Raw genomic sequence first — 19,935 nt, 5'->3', positions numbered from 1 at the left:
TCTTACGAACGCAGAAAGGCCGGGACGCCCCCGTGGCGTCCCGGCCTTTCGCGCGAACCCGGCTGTCAGCTCGGGTCGCTCACCGGCTCACCGGTGATCAGGTAGACCAGCTGCTCGCCCACGTTCACGATGTGGTCGGCGTACCGCTCGTAGAAGCGGCCCAGCAGCGCGCCGTCGATCGCGGTCTCCGCGCCGTACGGCCAGTCGTCGTCGAGCAGGACCTGGAACAGCCGCCGCTCGAGCGCGTCCATCTCGTCGTCCGCGCTTTCCAGCTTGGCGGCCAGCTCGGCGTCGGGGTTGCCGAGCAGGGTGGCGATCCGCTCCGCCATCTGGTCGGCGACCTCGGCCATGCCCTTGAAGACCGGGCGCAGCTCGGCCGGGACCGCCGGCGACGGGTGCCGCCGCTGCGCGGTCTTGGCCACGTGCTCCGCCAGATCGCCCATCCGTTCGATGTCGGCCGAGATGTGCAGGGCGGTGATCACCATGCGCAGGTCGCCGGCGACCGGCGCCTGCCGCGCGATGGTGTCGGCCACCTTCGCCTCGACCTGTCCGTAGATCGCGTCGACCTCGGCGTCCCGCTCGATGACCGACTCGGCGGCCTTGAGGTCGGCGGTGAGCAGAGCCGTGGTTGCCTTGCGCATAGCGGCCCGCACGGCCTCGGCCATGGTCACCAGCAGGCGACTGATCTCGTCGAGATCTGCCTGGAACTCCTCGCGCATGTCCTCGTCCCGGGGGTTGGGGTCCTTGGTTGTTGCCTAACCTAAGTCGGTCCGACGGCGTCAACATGAACACCGATGAACGACGCCGGGCGTAGTGGTGAACATTATTCGACGCGCGCCCGATATGTCCGGTTCAACGTAGGGGTCAGGTAAACAATGACCCTACGATCGCAGCGTGGACTTGGTGTACAGCATCTTCCTCGCCCTCGTCGCGCTCGCCGTGGGCGTGGTCGGGGGCTTGCTGTACACCCGTGCCCGCAGGTCGCCGGAACAGGCGCAGGCCGCCGGTTCCCGGTCGGACGAGGGGGGACGCACCATCGAAACGGACGACGGGCCGCACGCCGCCAAGCAAGCGATGAAGGGGCTCGGTCGCAAGAGCCTCGACTCGTTGCGCGTGGGCGTGGTCGTTCTCGACGCCGAGGACCACCCGGTGCTGGTCAACCCGGCCGCCCGGGCCATGGGCCTGCTCCGCTCCGGTGGCGCGCCCGGCACGATCGCGGCCCACCCCATCCTGCGTACGCTGGCCGGCCAGGTGCGACGCACCGGCGTGCGTCGCGAGGTCGAGCTCGACCTGCCGCGAGGCCGCGCCGGCAACGCGCACGCGCCGCTCGGCCTGCACCTGCGGGCCGTCGCCCTGAACTCGACGCACGTCGCCATCGAGGCCGCCGACGTCACCGAGGCGCACCGGCTCGCCCGGGTGCGGCGCGACTTCGTGGCCAACGTGAGCCACGAGCTCAAGACCCCGATCGGCGCGCTGCAGCTGCTGGCCGAGGCGTTGCTCGACGCCACCGAGTCGGCCGCCGAGGTCGAGCCCGACGACGAGAAGAACGAGGATCTCATCGCCGCCCGCCGCTTCGCCGAGCGGATCCACCACGAGTCGGCCCGCATGGGACGCCTGGTGAACGAGTTGCTGGAGCTGACCCGCCTGCAGGGCGCCGAGCCGCTGCCCACGCCCGAGCCGGTCGCCGTCGACTGGGTGATCGCCGAGGTCATCGACCGCACCCGCACCACCGCCTCGGCCAAGAGCATCGAGGTCACGTACGCCGGTCCCAAGGGCGCGACCGTGTACGGCAGCGACAGCCAGGTGGCGACCGCGGTGACCAACCTCGTGGAGAACGCGATCGCGTACTCCGGCGAGGACACCAAGGTGTCGCTCACGTTGCGTCATGACGACGACTGGGTCGAGATCGACGTCGCCGACCAGGGCATCGGCATCGCCCCGCACGACGTCGACCGGATCTTCGAGCGGTTCTACCGAGCTGACCAGGCTCGGTCTCGGTCAACCGGCGGAACCGGCCTCGGTCTGGCCATCGTCAAGCACATCGCCACCAACCACGGTGGCCGCGTCGACGTCACCAGCACGCTTGGTGATGGCTCGACGTTCACCCTGCGCCTACCGGCGCGCCCCCCTGAAGCCCCTTTGCCGTTACCAGCGGCAATTGAGATCGAGTCCGGTGCGGCCGGGCGCTAGTTCCCCGGAACCGGAAGATGGAAGGAACCACATTGGCCCGCGTGCTCGTGGTCGAGGATGAGGAGTCGTTCTCCGACGCCCTGTCGTACATGCTGCGCAAGGAGGGCTTCGAGGTGTCGGTCGCCCCGACCGGGACCTCGGCGCTGACGCAGTTCGACCGGACCGGTGCCGACATCGTGTTGCTCGACCTCATGCTTCCGGAGATGTCCGGCACCGAGGTCTGCCGTCAGCTGCGGCAGCGCTCCGCCGTCCCGATCATCATGGTCACCGCCCGGGACAGCGAGATCGACAAGGTGGTCGGCCTGGAGATCGGCGCCGACGACTACGTCACCAAGCCGTACTCCCCGCGCGAGCTGGTCGCCCGCATCCGCGCCGTGCTGCGCCGGCAGGGCACCGAGGCGGCCGAGGTGTCGACCCCGACGCTCGCCGCCGGCCCGGTCCGGATGGACGTGGAACGCCACGTCGTCACGGTCGACGGCGCCGGCGTGCAGCTGCCGCTGAAGGAGTTCGAGCTGCTCGAGCTGCTGCTGCGCAACGCCGGCCGGGTGCTGACCCGGGGCCAGCTGATCGACCGCGTCTGGGGTGCCGACTACGTCGGCGACACCAAGACCCTCGACGTCCATGTCAAGCGCCTGCGCTCCAAGGTGGAGCCCGAGCCGTCCGCGCCGCGCTACATCGTCACCGTGCGCGGCCTCGGCTACAAGTTCGAGCCGTAGGAAGTCAGCTCTTCGACGCGCGCGGAGAGGCGGGCTCGCGTCCGCCTCTCTCGCTCGGTTGGCCGGCCGCGGCGGTGGCGGGGTGGATGGCTATCAGGCCGGACTTCTCGCGGGCGGCGCACAGCTCGACCAGCTTGTCGTAGGCCGCCTTGCCGACCAGGGCCGCGAGCTCGGGACCGTAGCTGACGTACATCGGCTCGGTGCCGACGTGGGCCTCCGGCGACGAGGTGCACCACCAGTCGAGGTCGGCGCCGCCGGGGCCCCAGCCCCGGCGGTCGAACTCGGTCAGGGTGGACTGCAGGAGCTTGGTGCCGTCGGGGCGCTTGATCCAGTCCTGTTCACGGCGGACCGGGAGCTGCCAGCAGACGTCCGGCTTGTAGACCAGCGGGTGCACGCCGTCGCGCAGCGCCTGGGCGTGCAGGGCGCAACCGCCGCCGCCGGGGAAGTCGCCGTCGTTGAGGAAGACGCACGGGCCGTCCTCGGTGCGGATCGCGGTGCGGCGGGCCGGGTTCGAGCCGTCGACCGTGTCCATCTCGGTCCAGTTCTTGAAGCCCTTGCGGTGGTGCTGCCACGTCTGCGGGGTGAGCTTCGCGACCGCGGCCTTCACCCTGTTCTCGTCGTCGGCGTCGGTGAAGAAAGCGCCGTGTGTGCAGCAGCCCTCGTGCGCGCGGCCGGCCACGATGCCGTGGCAGGCGGAGCCGAAGACACACGTCCAGCGGGACAGCAACCAGGTCAGGTCGGCGCGGATCAGGTGCTGTTCGTCGGCCGGGTCGAGGAATTCGATCCATTCGCGAGGGAAATCGAGGCCGACCTCGCTGGGGCGGTTCTGGTCACGGCGGGTCACTCGCGACAGCGTACGCGTGCAGGTGACTAATGCCGCGTTGCCGCCCGGTATCACCCCATTTACCCGCCCGCGAGGAGGGCTTACGAGACAATCGGGTCTACCCTTTACCTCGTGAAGTCCCGCGTCCCCGTCCTCCTGTCCAGCTCCTCCGTTTTCCCCGAGCCCACCGCCGCCGCGTTCGAGATGGCCGCCACGGTGGGCTACGACGGTCTCGAGGTCATGGTCTGGACGGACCGTGTCAGCCAGGACGCCGGCGCCCTCAAGGGCCTCGCCGAGCACTACGACGTTCCCGTCCTGTCGGTGCACGCGCCGTGCCTGCTGGTGACGCAGCGGGTGTGGAGCTCAGACCCGTGGGAGAGGCTGACCCGGGCGGCCGAGCTGGCCGAGACGCTCGACGCGCCGACCGTGGTGGTGCACCCGCCGTTCAGCTGGCAGCGCGACTACGCGAAGAACTTCGCCGAGGGCCTGGCCAAGGTGCAGCAGAGGCATCCGCACCTGAGTTTCGCGATCGAGAACATGTTCCCGGTGAAGATGGCGGGCCGCTGGTTCGTGCCTTACACGCCGGGCTGGGATCCGACCGAGCCCGGCTTCGACGCGTACACGCTCGACGTCTCGCATTGCGCGGCATCGCGTATCGACGCGCTGGACATGCTCGACAAGATGGGCGGCGGCCTCCGGCACGTGCATCTGGGCGACGGCACCGGCGAGGGCCGCGACGAGCACCTGGTGCCGGGCCGGGGCAATCAGCCCTGCGCCGAGGTGCTGCGGACGCTGGTGGCGCGCGGGTTCACCGGGTCGGTGGCGCTGGAGGTCTCGACCCGTCGTGCGGCGAGCCGGGCCGCGCGCGAGGCCGATCTGCGCGAGTCGCTGGAGTTCGCGCGTCGTCACCTCGCACCGGCCTCGTCCGCCGCGCCAGCGGTCACCCGCGCGTAAGAGTGTCGATCACGCGCGAGTAAGAAGGTCAGGCCGGCGTGAGGTTGGCCGCCCTCTTGCGGGCCCGATGCGCGGCCACGTGCGAGCGGGTCGCGCAGCGCTCCGAGCAGAATCGCCGGCAGTTGTTGGACGACGTGTCGAGGTAGACGTTTCCGCAGCGCTCGTCGGCGCAGATGCCGAAGCGCGCGCTGCCGTACTCGCACAGCCAGACCGACAGGCCCCAGACGGCGCCCGCCAGGTATTCCGCGCTGACCGAGGCGCCGCGGCTGGTCACGTGCATGTGCCAGTCGCTCGCGTCGTGCCCGGAGATGCGCGGCTGCACGGGGAAGTTCTCGAGGAGAGTGTTCAGCTCGTTGACCGCGTCGGCGTCCCGGCCGGTGGTGCCGAGCTCGAAGACGTCGCGCAGCCGGCGCTGGGCGCGACGGAACACGCCGAGGTCTTTCTCGGTGAGGTGCTCGCGCATCCAGCCCTGGTCGTTGGCGAACAGGGCGTGCATGCCCGCGAGGTCGCCCAGGTCCGCGTTGACGAGGTCCACGGCGGTCCGCGCGTACTCATCGAAGTTCACTCGACAACGGTAGCCGCACCGCGCCCCGACGGACACGGTTGCCGCGACCGGCGCGGTTTCGGGCGATACCCTCGGCGCATGCTCCGTTCCGTCATCCTGGCCGCCGCGGACTCGTCCCGTCTGGGGCGGCTGGTCTCCTCGGCGTCTCTCAGCAAGAACGTGGCCAGCCGTTTCGTGGCCGGCGACGACGTCGACGCCGCGCTGGCCGCGGCGCGCGAGCTGGCCGACGACGGGCTGTCGATCACGTTGGACCATCTGGCATCCGACACAGCCACGGCGGAGGATGCCCGCGCCACCCGCGACGAGTACGTCACCCTTCTGGGTCGGCTCCGGACGGCCGGGCTGACGCCGGCCGCCGAGGTGAGCGTGAAGCTTTCGGCCCTGGGTCAGAGGCTCGACGAGAAGCTTTCGTACGAGCACGCGCTCGCCGTCTGCGCGGCGGCGGCCGAGGCGGGCACCTCGGTGACGCTGGACGCCGAGGACCACACGACCACCGACTCGACGCTGGAGATCCTGTCCGACCTTCGCAAGGAGTACCCGTCCACGGGCGCGGTGCTCCAGGCGTACCTGCGGCGCACCGAGGGTGACTGCCGCGAGCTGGCGACGGCGGGCTCGCGGGTGCGGCTGTGCAAGGGCGCCTACGCGGAGCCCGAGTCGGTGGCGTTCACCGACGCGCTCGACATCGACAAGTCGTTCGTCCGCTGCCTGAACATCCTGATGTCGGGTGAGGGCTATCCGATGGTGGCGACCCACGACCCGCGGCTGATCGCGATCGCGGAGGACCGGGCCCGCTGGTTCGACCGCTCCGCCGACGAGTACGAGTTCCAGATGCTCTACGGCATGCGCACCGAGGAGCAGGCCCGGCTCGCGGCGAGCGGCAACATCGTGCGGGTCTATCTGCCCTACGGCACCGAGTGGTACGGCTACCTGCTGCGCAGGCTGGCGGAACGACCCACGACGGTGGTGCGGTTCGGCCGCAGAATCCCCAAAAAGGGCTAAAACCGCACAGATCCGGCGTGTCGGCCTTGACTTTTTATAGGCATTTCACGGAACGCATCGCGTCGGTCACAGCCGTATCGATAACGTTCTGATGACACGCACGTAAGCCGTGCTTGCGAAAGGATCGGAGCGTAGGGATGACGGGTCCAGCCCAGACCGAGGAACGCCTCTCGGAGGTGCGCTTCCTGACCGTGGCCGAGGTGGCCGCGCTGATGCGGGTCTCGAAGATGACCGTCTACCGGCTGGTGCACGGCGGTGATCTGACCGCCGTCCGGGTCGGCCGTTCGTTCCGCGTGCCGGAGCACGCGGTACACGACTACCTGCGGGGCGCCTTCTCCCAAAGCGCGTAATGCATAGGCCCATTTGGGCCTGCCGCGGATGGGCCGGTAGGCTGGACCGGTTGGTTCCCGGTCCGCCACTCGCCGCTGCATCGCGCGGCGACCAGGCCGGGACGCCGTCCAGTTCGGATGCGGTGTGTGCCGGTCGGCACCCCGGGTCCGCCCACATGGTTTCGAGAGGCAATTCGTATGGGCTCCGTGGTCAAGAAGCGCCGCAAGCGTATGGCGAAGAAGAAGCACCGTAAGCTGCTGCGCAAGACCCGCGTCCAGCGTCGCCGTCTCGGCAAGTGATCCCCGGCCGGGCGTGATGTCGCCCGGCCCGCTCACTTGCCGCACTCCGCCGCGTCGGAAGGTGCGCCTGTGGTGACCTCACCGCCTCGCGTCGTCGTGGTGACCGGTGTCAGCCGGCCCCTCGGCGCCCGGGTGGCAGCCCGCCTCGCCGCCGATCCCCGCATCGAACGCGTCGTCGGCCTGGATCCGCACGAACCCCCCTCGGCCCTGCGGGCCGAGCTGGAGGACGTCGAGCTGATCCGGGCCGACGCCCGCGCGGCGACCGGCGCCTTCGCCGACCTCGGAGCCGAGGCGGTCGTGCACATGGCGGTCGGCAGCACGCCCGACGCGCAGCACGGCGGCCGCCAGGCGATGAAAGAGCAGAACGTCATCGGCACGATGCAGCTGCTCGCCGCCGCCCAGGGCGCGCCCGGCCTGCGCAAGGTCGTCGTGCGCTCGTCCACGGCGGCCTACGGCGCGTCGTTCCGCGACCCGGCGGTCTTCACCGAGGACACCGAGCCCCGAGCGGTGCCGCGTGGCTCGTTCGCCCGCGACATCCTCGACATCGAGGGGTACGTCCGCGGGTTCCGCCGCCGTCGCCCCGACGTGTCGGCGACCGTGCTCCGGTTCGCGCCGTTCATCGGCTCCGAGGCGCACACGACGCTGACCCGCTTGTTCGCGCAGCCGTTCGTGCCGACGGTCTTCGGCCGCGACGCCCGGCTGCAGTTCGTGCACGTCGACGACGCCCTCGAGATCCTGCACCGGTCGGTGATCGAGGACCACCCGGGCACGTTCAACGTGGCCGGCGCCGGAGTGCTGGCGCTCTCCCAGGCCGTGCGCCGGGCCGGCCGCATCGCCGTGCCGCTGCCCGAGGGCACGCTCTCCACCGTGCTCGCGCTCGCCCGCAACGTCGGGATCGGCGAGATCGGCCTCGACCAGATCGACCTGTTCGTGCACGGCCGCGTGGTCGACACGACCCGGCTGGTCCGCGAGTTCGGCTTCACGCCCCGCGACACCGCGGCCGCCTTCGACGACTTCATCACCGCCCACGCGAACGGCTCCTCGCTCACCGCCGGCCGGCTGGCCGCCGCCGAGCAGGCCATTCTGGACGGCATCCGCCGGACCCGCGCCGCGATGAGCGAAAAGCCGTCCGTCGGGGGCGATGTGCGATGAGCCAGCACGAGTACCGTGACATGCTGCCCGGCCACGCCGATTTCACGCTGCCCAAGCCGGCCGCTCCGGTCAAGGTGAACGGCCGGCGGCCGATCCCGGAGGTGCCGCAGATGAACGGCCATCTCGAGGAAGAAGAGCCCGCGGAGGCCGGCGCCAAGGAGCCCGGCCCGGTCGACATCTGGGATCAGCGCGTCGCGAACGGGCTGGCCTTCCTGCGGCGCCGGCTCGCCGGCACGTACGAGGTGGACGACTTCGGCTTCGACCGGGAGCTCACCGACACGGTCTTCCAGCCGCTGCTGCGCGTGCTCTACCACGACTGGTTCCGCACCGAGGTGTACGGCGTCGAGCACCTGCCCGCCGACGGCGGCGGCCTGGTCGTGGGCAACCACTCCGGCACCCTCGCGCTGGACGCGCTGATGCTCTCGGTGGCGATCCGCGACCGTACGCCCGGCGGCCGTCACCTCCGCCTGCTCGGCGCCGACCTGGTGTTCCGGGTGCCGTTCCTGAGCGAGCTCGCCCGCAAGTCGGGCGCGACGGTGGCCTGCAACCCCGACGCCGAGCGCCTGATGAGCGGCGGCCAGTTGGTGGGCGTCTTCCCCGAGGGCTTCAAGGGCATCGGCAAGCGCTTCGCCGACCGGTACAAGCTGCAGCGCTTCGGCCGTGGTGGCTTCGTCTCGGCGGCGCTGCGCACGGGCACCCCGATCGTCCCGGTGGCGATCGTCGGCGCCGAGGAGATCTATCCGATCCTCGCCGACGTGAAGCCGCTGGCCCGCCTGCTCGGCCTTCCGTACTTCCCGGTCACGCCGACGTTCCCGTGGCTGGGGCCGCTCGGGCTGGTGCCGCTGCCGAGCAAGTGGCTCATCCAGTTCTGCCCGCCGATCCCGACCGCGCACCTGACCGAGCACGCCGACGACCCGATGGTCGTCTACAACTTGGCCGACCAGGTGCGCGAGACAATCCAGGCCACGCTGCTCGAGCTGCTGGAGAAAAGGCAGGACCCGTTCGGAATCTAGCTGGGTATCATCACAGATGAGGGGCGGTCCGGTAACTCCCGGCAACCGCCCCTCGCCATGTGTTTGCCCGTTTGCTAGTGGATCCCGAAGAGCTCTCCGAGCAGCCCGCCCACCGGGTCGCTGCCGTCGTCCGTTCCGCTGCCGGTGTCGGGCGACTGCGACGTGAGCGGCGTGCCGCCCAGCGGCAGCGCCGGCGCCGTCGACTTGGCCGGCGCCTCCGGGTCGGCGACGTCCGTGGTCGCCGAGGGCGTGGCCGACGGGTTGGCCCGGTCCGGCTTCGCCTTCGACTGCTTCGGGTCCCGGGTGGTCGCCTTGCCGCTGTGCCCGGACGGCCGGGTGGCCGTGTTCGCGCCCTGCGTCGTCGTCGCGCAGTCGCGCAGCTTGGGCCCGAGCGTGTCGGCGCCGGCCGACTGCACCGTCGAGCAGTTCAGCCCGGCTCGCAGGTCGCCGGTGCGCCGGGTGACCGCGTCGAGCAGCGCCAGCGACGCCGCGGCCCGTTCCTGGTTGGCCGGGCTCAGCCGGTCCAGCACCGGCGCCAGGGTCTGGCGTTGCCGGTCGGCGAAGTCGTCGACCGTGGCCAGGGGCTTGACGTCGCGGCGGGCGACCGCCGAGGTGTCCAGCAGGCGTACGCCCCGGCGGGTGCTGGCGTCCATGTCGTCGAGCACCCCGGCGAACCCGGGGGCGTTGCCCGGCATGGCGGCCGCCTCGGCGAGCCGGGTGCGGGCGAAGTCCAGGGAAAGCTGGCCCCGGCTGACGTCGGAGCCGGCCATCGCCAGCTGGGCGCGCTCGGTGGAGCGCTTGACCCCGTACAGGGCGTCGCCGGGCGACGCGTTCTCACTCGCCGCGGAGATGCCGGAGACCGCCAGCGCGCCGGCGGCCACGCCGATCACGATCGCGCCGCGCGCCCGGGTCCGCCGGCCACCGCCGCCGAGGAGCAGGCCGCGTACGCGACTGCTTCCCTGCGGAAAGGTGGCCGCGGGTTCCGCGGCGTTGTCGGCGAGGCCGTTTCCGACGCCGTCCCGCTCGACGGTGGCGACCAGCATCGCCCGCAGACCGTCGCGGAACTCGGAATCGACCTGGATCTCAGGCTTGGCCGCCTTGACCGTGGTGGCGACGGCGACCAGTTCGGCGAGACTCTCATCGGCCGGGCCGTGGCTGTGCCGCCGGCCGCCGAAGGGCTCGTCGAGAAGCTCCGCGAAGCGCTCGGCGCGCCGCCGGTCCAGGAAATCGAAACTCATCGCGGGCACCTCCCCTCGCTCGTGAATGTCTCGTCGGCAGAGTCGCCGACGGTCGCGACGATGCCGGTGGCCGCGGGGGCCTGCCGGGGTCGCACCCGGACAAACGCGTGAGACTCATCCCCGGTTACGGGAACGAACGGCTGATATCGGGCTGTGTAGATCGACATGTTCGGGCGCCGGATCACCACTGGAACCCTTCGGGCAACAGCCGGGCGAGCGCCCGGACGGCCCGGTACTGGAGTGCCTTGATGGCGCCCTCGTTCTTGCCCATGGTCTGCGCGGTCTCGGCCACCGAGAAGCCCTGGAGGAAGCGGAGCACGATGCACTCCTGCTGTTCCGGGTTGAGCTGCTTGACCGCCGTGAGCAGGGCCACGTTGGTGATGTGGTCGACCACGGCCGACTCGGGGCTGCCCTCGGGCCCGCGGTCCTCGCGGTCGGCGTCCAGCACGTCGCCGGTGGTGACCTCGAGGCGGTAGCGGCCCGACTTGAAGTGGTCGGCGACCAGGTTGCGGGCGATCGTGACGAGCCAGGCGCCCAGGTCGCGGCCCTGCCAGGTGAAGCTGCCGATCCGCTTGAGGGCGCGCAGGAACGTGTCCGAGGTCAGGTCCTCGGCGAGCTGGCGGTTGCCGACCCGGAAGTAGACGAACCGGAAGACGGTGTCCACGTACCGGTCGTAGATCAGGCCGAACGCCTCGGCCTCGCCGGCCTGGGCCCGCTCGACCAGCGCCCACACCTCGGCCGCGGCGTCGCCCGGGTCGGGGCGGGCCGGGTACTTGGGAGGCTCGGTCGGGGTCGGCGGCCCGGAGGTGCTCTGCGCCGGAACCACCACGGTGAGGTCGTTGGACGGGCTTTCCGGCAGGTTGCTGCGCTGCCCGGCGGTGGGCTGGGCCGGCATGGCCGGACGGCCCGGCACCGCGACCCGGCCGCCACCTGTGTTGGGCAGCGGTTTGGCGTTTCCGGCCGGGGGGATCCGGACGCCCGGTGATTCGTTGACGTGGCGGCGGTTGCTGGTGCGCTTGGCGCCCTCGCCCCGGATCGTGTTGGTGATCATCGAGTCGACGGACTGTTTGAGGGCACTCAAGCCTTCCTGGAAGGCCAGGTGGTACGGCTCCCCGGCGTAGACATGACTCACTGCGCCTCCTCAACCCGGCGGTTCTGGTCCGGCCGCGCATCCGTCCCGCCAGGCGTGGATGAGCAGAAATTCCGTGCGTTTTGTGGCACAGCGGCCTCCTCGGGATGAGGGGTGATCACTCATAGCAAAAGGGGTGGGTCGGCCCACAATTCGTCAGACCAACCTCACCCAGGGCTGTGGAGTCCGTTACACAGACGCGAAGTATCACGGACTCCGAACACACGGAGTCGCACACCGTGTGCGCTGCGCGAAAATAGTACGAAGTGGCGCAGACAAGACACAAGGAACGTCTGACACGATGGTGGACACCCGGAGCCGGCCAACGGACAGGTTGTCCGGCATCCCCCTGACGGCGCGGCTGTGGAAGACTCGTCCGTCGTGGATGAGATCGCTGCCGCCGCCACGTCGCGACCGAGCCACCCGGCGCTGATCACGCCGACCACCACGCTGACCTGGGCCGAGTTGGATGCCCGGGTCGAGGCCGCCGCGCGCCGGCTGGTGATGCTGGCCCGGCCGGGCGAGCGGGTCGCGATCGTGCTCGGCAACTCGATCGAGTTCGTGGTCACCTATTACGGGGTGTTGCGCGCCGGCCGGGTGGCCGTGCCGCTCAATCCCGGCTACACCTCCGACGAGCTCGACTTCGCGATCGGGGACTGCCAGGCCGCGGTCGTGGTGGCCGAGCAAGCGGCCCGCGCCAAGCTGCGGTCGTCGACTCCCCCCTGCGTACCCGCTGATCTCGCCGGCCCGAGCGGCGACCTGCCGCAAGTGTCGGCAGATGATCTCGCGGTCCTGCTCTATACGTCCGGTACCAGCGGGCGCCCGAAGGGTGCGATGCTCACGCGGGCCGCGCTCGCCGCGAACCATGAGCAGCTGGACGCCATCGACCCGCCGGTGGTCGGCGCCGACGACGTGGTGCTGCTGGCGATGCCGCTATTTCACGCATATGGGTTGAACACCGGCCTCGGAACGGTCGTGCATCACGCGGCGACCGGGGTGCTGATCGACCGCTTCGACCCGGCCGCGTCGCTCTCCGTGATTGCGGAGCGTGCCGTCACCGTGACGGTCGGCGTTCCCGGCATGTACTCCGAGTGGTCCCGCCAGCCGTCCGTCGGCGCCGCGTTCGGCAGCGTGCGCACGGCGGTCTGCGGTGCGGCGCCGCTCGCGCCCACCGAGGCGGCCCATTTCGCCGCGGCAACCGGAAAGACAATTCTCATCGGGTACGGGTTGACCGAGACCGCCCCGGTGCTGACCACGACGGCGGTCAGCGAGCGCGGCAAGTCCGGCTCGATCGGCCGGCCGCTGCCCGGCATCTCGCTGCGGCTGCGCTCGCCGGGCGGCGACGTGCTGTGGGAGGACGGCACCGCCTCCGCCGACGAAGACCTCGCCGAGTTGGACATCTCGGTGGCCGACTCGGAGGGCACCGACCCCGGCGAGATCGTCGTGCGCGGCGCCAACCTCTTCTCCGGCTACTGGCCGGACGGCCGGGACGGGCCCGACGCCGACGGCTGGTGGGCGACCGGCGACGTGGCCTACGCCGACGGCGACGGCGATCTGCATCTGGTCGACCGGATCGGCGAGCTGATCCTGGTGAACGGCTTCAACGTCTACCCGGCCGAGATCGAGCGGGTCCTCGACGCGCATCCGGCGGTGGCCGAGTCGGCGGTGGTCGCGGTGCCCGACGACGAGTCCGGGCAAAAGCCGCACGCGTACGTCGTCTCCGCGCTCGACCCCGCGCCCACGCCCGCCGAGCTGCAGGTCTACTGCGCCGGGCAGCTGGCCCGGTTCAAGCTCCCGAGCATCGAGCTGGTCCGTGAGCTGCCCCACTCGATCATCGGCAAGGTGCGGAAACGGGAGATCGCCTCATGAGCCGGGTCACGCTGATCAGCCGGGACGGCTGCCACCTGTGCGCCGACGCCGAGGCCACGCTCGACCGGATCCTGCCCGGTCAGTGGACCCGCGTCGACGTGGATTCGGACGTCGAGCTGGAGCGGGACTACGGCGACCGGGTGCCGGTGGTGCTGCTCGACGGCGTCGAGCACGGCTACTGGCGGGTCGAGGAGGCGCGCCTGCTTCGGGATTTGGCGAGACAGCCGGGGGAGCCCCGCATATAGGTTGTCTGCCGTGACACGCACTCACCTTGTCTGGGACTGGAACGGCACCCTTCTCGACGATCTCAGCCTCGTGGTCTCGGCCACCAACCACGCCTTCGCGGCGGTGGGCGGTCGCGAAGTCGACAGCGACGAGCACCGCGCGCGGTTCCGCCGCCCGGTCGCCGAGTTCTACGCCGAGATCCTCGGGCGGGCGGTCGACGAGGAGGAGTTCGGCCGGCTCGACAAGATCTTCCACGACGCGTACCGGCTGGGGCTGACCAGCATGACGCTCGCCGCCGATGCCAAGACCGCTCTCACCTCGTGGCCGGGCTCCCAGTCGCTGCTGTCCATGTGGTTCCACAGCGAGCTGGTGCCGGCCGTCGAGACGTACGGTCTCAACGGTGTCTTCACCCGGGTGGACGGCCTGCGCACCGAGGTCGGCGGTCACCTCAAGGCCGGGCACCTGGCGGCCCACCTGGCCGAGCTCGGGGTCCCCGGCGACGCGGCGGTGCTGATCGGCGACTCGCTCGACGACGCGGCCGCGGCCGACTCGGTGGGCGCCGAGGTGGTGCTGTACACCGGCGGCTTCACGCATCCCGACCGGCTGCGCGCGTCGGGGCGTCCGGTTGCCGACACCCTGGTCGAGGCGGTCGAGATCGCCAGGTCGCTGTAGCGAGTGGTCGTTACGCTGCCGAGCGGGGCATACTTTTGACGGACGGATCCACTAGCACGCTAATGGATCTTTGTCCACTCGTAACCTCAAGATCGCGATTTGTGCACGCCTTCACAAGCGCCTACTCTGTGACTTCGAAGAGCCCCGCTATCACAGCCGGTCGAGCCGGGCGTCAGAGGGCTCGCACCCGCAGGTTCGACACCTCGTCGGCACGGAGTCAGATGAGTCAGCAGCGTCACGGAAGCCCGCCCGGCAATGGCTCGGGCAACGTCCCGGCCTTCCCGGATCTCCCGGAGGCGACGATCGCCCGGCTGCCCGAGTACCTTCGCGCACTGCACAACCTGGGCGAGGGCGGGGCCGACACGATCTCCAGCGAGGGTCTCGCGGCCGCCGCGGGTGTGAACTCCGCCAAGCTCCGCAAGGACCTCTCGCACCTCGGGTCGTACGGCACCCGCGGGGTCGGCTACGACGTCGCCCTGCTCATCGAGCAGATCGAGTACGTACTGGGCCTCGACCAGCGCCGGGCCGTGTGCCTGGTCGGCGTCGGTAACCTCGGCCACGCGCTCGCCGGGTACGACGGATTCGCCAGCCGCGGGTTCAAGATCGTGGCCCTGTTCGACGCCGACGAGGCCAAGGTCGGCGAGCGCATACACGGGCTGATCGTGCGGCACATCGACGAGCTGGGCCAGGTCGCGGTCGAGGAGAGCATCGCCATCGGGGTCATCGCCACCCCGGCCGGCGCCGCCCAGGCCGTCGCCGACGAGCTGGTCGCCGCGGGCGTCACCAGCATCCTCAACTTCGCGCCGTGCGTGCTGTCGGTGCCGGCCAACGTCGACGTCCGCAAGGTCGACCTCGCCATCGAGCTGCAGATCCTCTCATTCCACGAGCACCGCAAGGCGACGCTCACCGCGCTGCCCGGCGGACGATCCGCCACGGGGGCGGGAAGTCAGGAGGCGGTCGGGTCGTGAACCTGCTCAGCGTCGGTGCGTCCTATCGCACCGCCGACGTCAGCACGCTGGAACGGCTCACCATCGCGGAACAGGCCGTTCCCGCGCTCCTGCAGAAGCTCGTCAGCCAGCCGTACATCGGCGAGGCCGTGGTGCTGTCCACCTGCAACCGGGTGGAGATCTACGCCGCGGTCAGCGGGTTCCACGGCGGCCTCGGCGACGTCTGCAACGTGCTCTCCGAGGCGTCCGGCATCCCGGCCACCGAGCTGGCCGGCCACCTGTACGTGCACTACGACGAGGCGGCGGTGCTGCACTCGTTCAAGGTGTCGTCCGGGCTCGACTCGATGGTCGTGGGCGAGGCCCAGATCCTCGGTCAGCTGCGGGACGCCTACCACGCGGCCAGTGAGGCCGACACGGCCGGCCGCCTGCTGCACGAGCTCATGCAGCAGGCGCTGCGGGTCGGCAAGCGGGCGCACGCCGAGACCGGCATCGACAAGGCCGGCCAGAGCGTGGTCACGGCCGCGCTCGAGGTCGCGGCCTCGCACCTGGGCGACCTCGAGGGCAGGACCGCGCTGGTCATCGGCGCGGGCGCGATGGGCGCCCTCTCGGTGGCCACGCTCACCCGGGCCGGCGTCGGCCCGGTGCGGATCAGCAACCGCAGCGCCGCGCGGGCCGACCGGCTCGCCGAGGCGTACGGCGCGGTCGCCGTCCCGTTCGAGGAGCTGGACGCGGCCCTGCGCGAGGCCGACCTGGTGATCACCGCGACCGCCGCGACCGAGCCGGTGCTGACCCGGGCCCGCCTGCAGGCGGCCGGTCCGCTGGTCGTGCTCGACCTGGCGGTCCCCCGCGACGTCGCCCCCGACGCGGCCGGGCTGCCCGGCCTCACCGTGATCGACATCGACAGCCTCGCGGCCTCGCGGCGCGCGCTGCCGGCCGCCGCCGAGACCGCCGCCGTCGAGCAGATCGTCAGCGGTGAGGTCGAGCACTTCCTCGGCTGGCTGCGCGGCGCCGACATCGCGCCGACCGTGGCCGCCCTGCGCACCCGCGCCGAGGACGTGGTCGCGGCCGAGCTGCGCAAGCTCTACTCCAAGCGGGCCGAATTCACGGATGAGCAGCGAGCGGATGTTTCCCGTACGCTGCATCGGGTCGTTCAGCAGCTACTGCACTCGCCGACCGTGCGGGTGCGCCAGCTTGCCGCCGAACCGGGCGGAGATCAGTACGCGGCGCTGCTGCGTGAGCTGTTCGACCTCGATGTCCCGCATGCCACGCAGGCTGACGCCGTACCGGAGATCGGAGGAAAAGCGTGACCGCCCCACTGCGTCTTGGGACGCGCGGCAGCGCGCTGGCCCTCGCCCAGTCCCAGCTGACCGCCGACGCGCTCACCGCGGCCACCGGCCGCCCGGTCGAGCTGGTGCGCATCGTCACCTCCGGCGACCGCTCCAACGCGCCGGTCGCCCAGCTCGGCGTGGGTGTCTTCGTCTCGGCTTTGCGCGACGCGCTGCTGGCCGGCGAGATCGACTTCGCCGTGCACTCGTACAAGGACCTGCCCACCGCCGCGCCCGCCGGGCTCTGCATCGCGGCCGTCCCGCCGCGGGAGGACCCCCGCGACGTGCTGATCGCCAAGGGCGACCGCAAGCTCGCCGAGCTCCCGCCGGGCTCCACGATCGGCACCGGCGCGGTGCGCCGAATCGCGCAACTGCACGCTTTGGGCCTAGAGTTGCAGGTCACGCCGATCCGCGGGAACGTCGACAGCCGGATCGCCCGGGTCCACGGGCCCGAGGCCGATCTGGACGCCGTCGTCCTCGCCCGGGCCGGAGTGGCCCGTCTCGGCCGCACTGCCGAGATCACCGAGACGCTCGACCCGATGCTCATGCTGCCCGCCCCGGCCCAGGGCGCGCTGGCGGTGGAGTGCCGGGCCGACTCAGACCTGGTCGAGCTGCTGGCCGCACTCGACCATGCACCGTCCCGCGCCGCCGTCGTGGCGGAACGGGCGATGCTGGCCACGCTCGAGGCCGGGTGCTCCGCCCCGGTCGCGGCACACGCCGAGCTCGCCGAGGGCGAGGACGGTGACGAGATCTACCTGCGCGGTGCGGTGATCAGTCCGGATGGGACCCGAGCCATCCGCCTGTCGCGCACCGGAACGCCCGCCGACGCGGCGGAGATCGGCAAGGCACTCGCCGCCGACCTCCTCGAGAACGGCGCCGATACCCTGATGGGGAGCACAGAATGACCACCCGCACCGCCCGCAAGCCGGCAGGCCGCATCGCTTTCGTCGGGGCCGGACCCGGCGACCCGGAACTGCTGACCCGTCGCGCGCACGCCGCGCTCACCGACGCCGACCAGGTGGTGTACGACCGGGGAGTCCCCGACTCCCTGCTGTCCGCGATCAAGGCGGAGGCCAAGGCGGACGCCCAGTTCAGCCCGGCCGAGGGAGCGCCGGGCGACGTCGCCAAGGTGCTGCTCTCCGCGGCCAAGTCCGGCCTGTCCGCCGTGCACCTGGTCGCCGGCGACCCGTTCGGCCACGACGCCGTCGTCAAGGAGGTGCAGGCGGTCGCTCGCACCGCCGTGCACTTCGAGGTCGTGCCCGGCATCGGCCAGGCCGAGGGCGTCGCCACCTACGCTGGCGTCCCGCTGCCGGCCGTGCGCACCACGGCCGACGTCGGCGACGTGGCCGCGCTCGACTTCGACGCGCTGGCCGCCTCGTCCCGCAAGGGCTCGTTCGCCGTGGCGGTCGACGCCGGCGACCTGGCCGCCGTGCGGGACGGCCTGCTCGCAGCCGGTGTCGAGCCCGGCACCCCGGTCGCGGTGACCGGCGACGGCACCGGCGAGACCCAGTACACGACGACCTCCACCGTCGACAGCTTCGTCGCGGCCGCGCTCGGCTTCACCGGCCGGGTCGTGTTGACCGTCGGTGCCGAGGTGGCCGAGCGTGACGCCCTGAGCTGGTGGGAGAACCGCCCGCTCTACGGGTGGAAGGTGCTCGTGCCGCGCACCAAGGAGCAGGCCGGCGCCATGAGCGCGCGCCTGCGTGCGTACGGCGCGATCCCGTGCGAGGTGCCGACCATCGCGGTCGAGCCCCCGCGTACCCCCGCCCAGATGGAGCGCGCGGTCAAGGGCCTGGTCGACGGCCGGTACGCGTGGGTCGTCTTCACCTCGGTGAACGCGGTCCGCGCCGTCTGGGAGAAGTTCGACGAGCACGGCCTCGACGCCCGGCACTTCGGCGGCGTCAAGATCGCGTGCATCGGCGAGGCCACCGCCGAGGCGGTCCGCTCGTTCGGCATCCAGCCCGAGCTGATCCCGGCCGGCGACCAGTCGAGCGAGGGGCTGCTCGCCGAGTTCTCCCCGCACGACGAGATCCTCGACCCGGTCGGGCGGGTGCTGCTGCCCCGCGCCGACATCGCCACCGAGACGCTCGCGGCCGGGCTCATCGAGCGCGGCTGGGAGGTCGACGACGTGACGGCGTACCGCACGGTCCGCGCCGCCCCGCCGCCGGCCGAGATCCGCGACTCGATCAAGTCGGGTGGCTTCGACGCGGTGCTGTTCACCTCGTCCAGCACGGTACGCAACCTGGTCGGCATCGCCGGCAAGCCGCACGCCCGGACGGTCGTCGCGGTGATCGGCCCGAAGACCGCCGAGACCGCGACCGAGTTCGGCCTGCGCGTCGACGTCCAGCCCCAGCACGCTTCCGTGCCGGACCTGGTGGAGGCGCTCGCGTCGTACGCGATCGAGCTGCGCGAGAAGCTGGCCGCCATGCCGGCCAAGCAGCGCCGCGGCTCCAAGGTTCAGGGACCTACCGCTCTGCGCTTCCGCTGATTCGTTCTTAGGAGCCGCCATGTCGTTCCCGGATGTGCGCCCGCGTCGCCTTCGGCGCACCCCGGCCCTCCGCCGCCTGGTGGAGGAGACCCGCGTCGCCCCCTCCGAGCTCGTGCTGCCGCTCTTCCTCAAGGAGGGGCTGACCGAGCCCCGGGCGATCAGCTCGATGCCGGGCGTCGTGCAGCACTCGCGGGAGTCGCTGCGCAAGGCCGCGCACGAGGCGGTCAGCGCCGGCGTCGGCGGCCTGATGCTGTTCGGCGTGCCCACCGACGAGCACAAGGACGCGACCGGCTCGGCCGGTCTCGACCCCTCCGGGATCCTCAACGTGGGCATCCGGGACCTCGTGGCCGAGGTGGGCGACTCGACGGTCATCATGAGCGACCTGTGTCTCGACGAGTTCACCTCGCACGGCCACTGCGGGGTGTTGGCCACCGACGGCTCGGTGGACAACGACGCCACATTGGCCATTTATGCGGATATGGCGGTCGCGCAGGCCGACGCCGGAGCGCACATGGTCGGCCCCTCCGGGATGATGGACGGCCAGGTCGGCGTCGTGCGGCACGCCCTGGACAAAGCGGGTTACCAGGACACTTCGATCCTGGCGTACTCCGCGAAATACGCCGGCGCGTTCTACGGCCCGTTCCGCGAGGCCGTCGAGTCCACCCTGCAGGGCGACCGCCGCCAGTACCAGCAGGACCCGCCGAACCTCCGCGAGGCCCTGCGCGAGGTCGACCTCGACGTGGCCGAGGGCGCCGACATCGTCATGGTCAAGCCGGCCCTCGCCTACCTCGACGTGATCGCCGCGATCCGCGACCGCGTCACCGTCCCGGTCGCCGCCTACCAGGTCTCCGGCGAGTACGCGATGGTCGAGGCGGCCGCCGCCAACGGCTGGATCGACCGCGACCGCGTCATCGCGGAGTCGCTGACCTCCATCAAGCGGGCCGGCGCCCAGATCATCCTGACGTACTGGGCCACCGAGGTAGCCCAGCGCCTGCGCTGAC

21 protein-coding genes are annotated in these 19,935 nt (G+C 71.2%); 16 read left to right on the top strand and 5 right to left on the bottom strand.

What is annotated here, in order from left to right; all coding sequences use genetic code 11:
- Positions 1-65: 65 nt before the first annotated feature.
- Complete coding sequence (gene phoU / locus ACQPZX_RS46670; RefSeq protein ID WP_433371039.1) at positions 66-719, bottom strand: phosphate signaling complex protein PhoU; 654 nt, start codon at positions 717-719, stop codon at positions 66-68.
- A 175-nt stretch (positions 720-894) separates the two neighbouring features.
- Between phoU and ACQPZX_RS46665 the strand changes: the two genes are divergently transcribed.
- Entirely contained in the window at positions 895-2,190 is a 1,296-nt protein-coding gene (locus ACQPZX_RS46665; RefSeq protein WP_433371036.1) for a sensor histidine kinase, read from the top strand.
- Positions 2,191-2,222: 32 nt separating this feature from the next.
- Positions 2,223-2,906 (top strand): response regulator transcription factor, encoded by a 684-nt coding sequence (locus tag ACQPZX_RS46660; RefSeq protein ID WP_020512993.1) that lies wholly within the window; start codon positions 2,223-2,225, stop codon positions 2,904-2,906.
- 4 nt (positions 2,907-2,910) lie between these two features.
- Here ACQPZX_RS46660 and ACQPZX_RS46655 read toward each other — a convergent pair whose 3' ends face one another.
- The gene (locus tag ACQPZX_RS46655; protein WP_433371033.1) at positions 2,911-3,750 is read right to left on the bottom strand and encodes a hypothetical protein; all 840 of its coding nucleotides are present in this window, start codon (positions 3,748-3,750) and stop codon (positions 2,911-2,913) included.
- 111 nt (positions 3,751-3,861) lie between these two features.
- Here ACQPZX_RS46655 and ACQPZX_RS46650 point away from each other — a divergent pair, with 111 nt between their 5' ends.
- Positions 3,862-4,683 (top strand): sugar phosphate isomerase/epimerase family protein, encoded by an 822-nt coding sequence (locus tag ACQPZX_RS46650; protein WP_433371030.1) that lies wholly within the window; start codon positions 3,862-3,864, stop codon positions 4,681-4,683.
- A 28-nt stretch (positions 4,684-4,711) separates the two neighbouring features.
- On the opposite strand, the gene ACQPZX_RS46645 is transcribed toward ACQPZX_RS46650, so the two are convergent.
- Positions 4,712-5,248, bottom strand: coding sequence for a CGNR zinc finger domain-containing protein (locus ACQPZX_RS46645; protein WP_433371027.1), 537 nt, complete (start codon positions 5,246-5,248; stop codon positions 4,712-4,714).
- 78 nt (positions 5,249-5,326) lie between these two features.
- On the opposite strand from ACQPZX_RS46645, the gene ACQPZX_RS46640 reads away from it, so the two are divergent.
- The 5 genes from ACQPZX_RS46640 (at position 5,327) to ACQPZX_RS46620 (ending at position 9,041) form a co-directional block, all read left to right on the top strand.
- Positions 5,327-6,247, top strand: coding sequence for a proline dehydrogenase family protein (locus tag ACQPZX_RS46640; RefSeq protein WP_433371024.1), 921 nt, complete (start codon positions 5,327-5,329; stop codon positions 6,245-6,247).
- Between the two features lie 137 nt (positions 6,248-6,384).
- On the top strand, positions 6,385-6,597 hold the full coding sequence (locus tag ACQPZX_RS46635; protein WP_433371021.1) for a helix-turn-helix domain-containing protein: 213 nt from the start codon (positions 6,385-6,387) through the stop codon (positions 6,595-6,597).
- Between the two features lie 177 nt (positions 6,598-6,774).
- Positions 6,775-6,876 (top strand): 30S ribosomal protein bS22, encoded by a 102-nt coding sequence (locus ACQPZX_RS46630; RefSeq protein WP_007465623.1) that lies wholly within the window; start codon positions 6,775-6,777, stop codon positions 6,874-6,876.
- Between the two features lie 69 nt (positions 6,877-6,945).
- Positions 6,946-8,028 carry an NAD-dependent epimerase/dehydratase family protein gene (locus tag ACQPZX_RS46625; RefSeq protein ID WP_433371018.1) on the top strand — a complete coding sequence of 361 codons (1,083 nt, stop codon included), beginning with the start codon at positions 6,946-6,948 and terminating at the stop codon, positions 8,026-8,028.
- Complete coding sequence (locus tag ACQPZX_RS46620; protein ID WP_433371016.1) at positions 8,025-9,041, top strand: lysophospholipid acyltransferase family protein; 1,017 nt, start codon at positions 8,025-8,027, stop codon at positions 9,039-9,041. The genes ACQPZX_RS46625 and ACQPZX_RS46620 overlap by 4 nt, the downstream gene beginning before the upstream one ends.
- Positions 9,042-9,115: 74 nt before the next feature.
- Here ACQPZX_RS46620 and ACQPZX_RS46615 read toward each other — a convergent pair whose 3' ends face one another.
- Entirely contained in the window at positions 9,116-10,279 is a 1,164-nt protein-coding gene (locus ACQPZX_RS46615) for a DUF5667 domain-containing protein (protein ID WP_433371013.1), read from the bottom strand.
- A 181-nt stretch (positions 10,280-10,460) separates the two neighbouring features.
- Complete coding sequence (locus tag ACQPZX_RS46610; protein WP_433385917.1) at positions 10,461-11,330, bottom strand: ECF subfamily RNA polymerase sigma factor, BldN family; 870 nt, start codon at positions 11,328-11,330, stop codon at positions 10,461-10,463.
- 459 nt (positions 11,331-11,789) lie between these two features.
- Here ACQPZX_RS46610 and ACQPZX_RS46605 point away from each other — a divergent pair, with 459 nt between their 5' ends.
- From ACQPZX_RS46605 to hemB, 8 genes are all read left to right on the top strand, one after another.
- The gene (locus ACQPZX_RS46605) at positions 11,790-13,277 is read left to right on the top strand and encodes an AMP-binding protein (RefSeq protein ID WP_433371010.1); all 1,488 of its coding nucleotides are present in this window, start codon (positions 11,790-11,792) and stop codon (positions 13,275-13,277) included.
- Positions 13,274-13,522: a glutaredoxin family protein gene (locus tag ACQPZX_RS46600; RefSeq protein ID WP_433371007.1), complete on the top strand. Its 249-nt coding sequence runs from the start codon at positions 13,274-13,276 to the stop codon at positions 13,520-13,522. The genes ACQPZX_RS46605 and ACQPZX_RS46600 overlap by 4 nt, the downstream gene beginning before the upstream one ends.
- A gap of 10 nt (positions 13,523-13,532) precedes the next feature.
- A complete protein-coding gene (locus ACQPZX_RS46595) occupies positions 13,533-14,174 on the top strand; it encodes an HAD family hydrolase (protein ID WP_433371004.1) in 642 nt (213 codons plus the stop codon).
- A 221-nt stretch (positions 14,175-14,395) separates the two neighbouring features.
- Positions 14,396-15,142 (top strand): redox-sensing transcriptional repressor Rex, encoded by a 747-nt coding sequence (locus ACQPZX_RS46590; protein ID WP_433371001.1) that lies wholly within the window; start codon positions 14,396-14,398, stop codon positions 15,140-15,142.
- Positions 15,139-16,428, top strand: coding sequence for a glutamyl-tRNA reductase (locus ACQPZX_RS46585; protein WP_433370998.1), 1,290 nt, complete (start codon positions 15,139-15,141; stop codon positions 16,426-16,428). Before ACQPZX_RS46590 ends, ACQPZX_RS46585 begins: the two co-directional genes overlap by 4 nt.
- Complete coding sequence (gene hemC / locus ACQPZX_RS46580; RefSeq protein WP_433370995.1) at positions 16,425-17,351, top strand: hydroxymethylbilane synthase; 927 nt, start codon at positions 16,425-16,427, stop codon at positions 17,349-17,351. Before ACQPZX_RS46585 ends, hemC begins: the two co-directional genes overlap by 4 nt.
- On the top strand, positions 17,348-18,934 hold the full coding sequence (locus ACQPZX_RS46575) for a uroporphyrinogen-III synthase (RefSeq protein WP_433370992.1): 1,587 nt from the start codon (positions 17,348-17,350) through the stop codon (positions 18,932-18,934). Before hemC ends, ACQPZX_RS46575 begins: the two co-directional genes overlap by 4 nt.
- A 19-nt stretch (positions 18,935-18,953) precedes the next feature.
- Positions 18,954-19,934 (top strand): porphobilinogen synthase, encoded by a 981-nt coding sequence (gene hemB, locus ACQPZX_RS46570; protein ID WP_433370989.1) that lies wholly within the window; start codon positions 18,954-18,956, stop codon positions 19,932-19,934.
- The last annotated feature ends 1 nt before the right edge of the window (position 19,935 follow it).

This window comes from Actinoplanes sp. CA-142083 (genome assembly GCF_050942195.1).
GTDB lineage: Bacteria > Actinomycetota > Actinomycetes > Mycobacteriales > Micromonosporaceae > Actinoplanes.
Note: the sequence above shows the minus strand (reverse complement) of the source record. Positions and strands in the feature narration are given on the sequence as shown.

Excerpts from the sequence above, each read along its gene's own strand:
- phoU (WP_433371039.1), bottom strand. The coding sequence starts at position 719 with ATGCGCGAGGAGTTCCAGGCAGATCTCGACGAGATCAGTCGCCTGCTG.
- ACQPZX_RS46640 (WP_433371024.1), top strand. The coding sequence starts at position 5,327 with ATGCTCCGTTCCGTCATCCTGGCCGCCGCGGACTCGTCCCGTCTGGGG.
- ACQPZX_RS46635 (WP_433371021.1), top strand. The coding sequence starts at position 6,385 with ATGACGGGTCCAGCCCAGACCGAGGAACGCCTCTCGGAGGTGCGCTTC.
- ACQPZX_RS46630 (WP_007465623.1), top strand. The coding sequence starts at position 6,775 with ATGGGCTCCGTGGTCAAGAAGCGCCGCAAGCGTATGGCGAAGAAGAAG.
- ACQPZX_RS46620 (WP_433371016.1), top strand. The coding sequence starts at position 8,025 with ATGAGCCAGCACGAGTACCGTGACATGCTGCCCGGCCACGCCGATTTC.
- ACQPZX_RS46615 (WP_433371013.1), bottom strand. The coding sequence starts at position 10,279 with ATGAGTTTCGATTTCCTGGACCGGCGGCGCGCCGAGCGCTTCGCGGAG.
- ACQPZX_RS46610 (WP_433385917.1), bottom strand. The coding sequence starts at position 11,330 with ATGATCACCAACACGATCCGGGGCGAGGGCGCCAAGCGCACCAGCAAC.
- ACQPZX_RS46600 (WP_433371007.1), top strand. The coding sequence starts at position 13,274 with ATGAGCCGGGTCACGCTGATCAGCCGGGACGGCTGCCACCTGTGCGCC.
- ACQPZX_RS46590 (WP_433371001.1), top strand. The coding sequence starts at position 14,396 with ATGAGTCAGCAGCGTCACGGAAGCCCGCCCGGCAATGGCTCGGGCAAC.
- ACQPZX_RS46575 (WP_433370992.1), top strand. The coding sequence starts at position 17,348 with ATGACCACCCGCACCGCCCGCAAGCCGGCAGGCCGCATCGCTTTCGTC.
- hemB (WP_433370989.1), top strand. The coding sequence starts at position 18,954 with ATGTCGTTCCCGGATGTGCGCCCGCGTCGCCTTCGGCGCACCCCGGCC.